At 41.0% G+C, this 1483-nt stretch carries 1 protein-coding gene; it reads right to left on the bottom strand.

Going from position 1 to position 1483, the window contains the following annotated elements; genetic code table 11:
- A partial coding sequence (locus E1163_RS00575; protein WP_155168582.1) for an O-antigen ligase family protein occupies nucleotides 1-1240 on the bottom strand: 1240 nt, incomplete at its 3' end.
- Nucleotides 1241-1483 lie beyond the last annotated feature (243 nt).

Below are 1483 nucleotides of genomic sequence, written 5' to 3' on the forward strand. Positions count from 1 at the left end.
CATACATGGCAAGTTCCAGCAACAAACCAATCCAGCCTACTTCGAGGAGCGTTTTCATAAAACCGCTGTCGGGAGGAAAACCGGCCAGTGGATGGCTTGGTGAAAATCGTTCACCATAAACGCCACTGGTTGTCAATCCACCTCCAATGGGATGGGCATGTATATAAGGCTGAATGCGCTGACGGTTATAATCACGCAAATTCATTGAGGCATCCTCAGTCGGGTTAAAAGCTGAACGAAACCTGACTATGGGCTTGCTGTAAAAAGGGCCAAAATAAACTATGAGGAAGAGGATAACACTTACACAGGCAAAAACCAAAGTTTTTACTTTTGTAATGTTGAGCAGTACATAAAGGATGACTGCTACGGGGATCATCACATAGGCAGTACGCGTGCCGGAAAAGAACATGGCCAAGAGCATAAACATGCCTGCTACTGCAAAATATATTCTCTTGGACCATTTAAAAGGGCCTAATGCAAGCATGAAGGATACAATACTGCAAAAGCTCATGAATAAGCCGAAAATCGCCGGGTCTGACAAAAATGACCATTTTCTCCATTTCCCCTGAATGAACAAAAGATTGATACGCTCATCAGTGGCCGTTGCCCATTTCAGATCGTAGCCGGGCAAACCGACAAACTCCTGGTAAATGCCATAAAGAGCTACCAAAAGGCCTAGTGAAAGGAAAAAAGTGGCAAAAAGATGAATAGACTTAAGACTGTTAAATACTCGCTGGGCAACAACATAAACAACAATTACTCTTAAGATATTCCGAAGGCCAAACAGCCATCCGGCAGGGGTACCGGCAGGATTAAAAGCCTGAAGCAACAAATACCCTGTCCAGACAAATAAAATAATGGACACAGGATTTTTGAGTGAGAAGTCATCACCTTTACCGGGATCAGTGGAAAAAATCTGCTCCAGGATTATCCAGAAAAACATCAGAGTAAAAATGAGGTCAACACCTACACCAAAAGGGATATTTGCTGATGTCAGACGGCTGATGAATGACATGAAAGTTGAGAATCCCATGATCAACAAAAATCCAAATCTGTTGTTGGCGATACTGTATAGTGTGATAGGGATACCAATAATAGCTGCCAAAACAACCACCCCTCCTTTGACTCCCATAAAAGCTATGGCAAATGCAGATAGTACACAGATCGAAGTCAGGACAATAAACCCGAACACGTTGTTGAACTTCTCTACAATAATACGGTCAAACAACCACTGTTTCATCTCTCTGTGAATATTTCAAGTCTATTAATTATTAACATATCATACCTGACTAGAAGAACATGAGCTTTATGTAAATAAACAGGTAGACTATTATAATAAAAGATATAACAATGCCCCTGTAGACTAATGTGCCAACTTTCTTTTCTTTTTCCTCTATCTCATCCATCCTTTAAACTTTTATTCCTAATCGTTTTCATCACCATATGCCAGCCTTGCTGAATCACCTGAGCACTGAATTTAAAA

The organism is Fulvivirga kasyanovii (genome assembly GCF_009711405.1).
GTDB classification, from domain to species: domain Bacteria; phylum Bacteroidota; class Bacteroidia; order Cytophagales; family Cyclobacteriaceae; genus Fulvivirga; species Fulvivirga kasyanovii.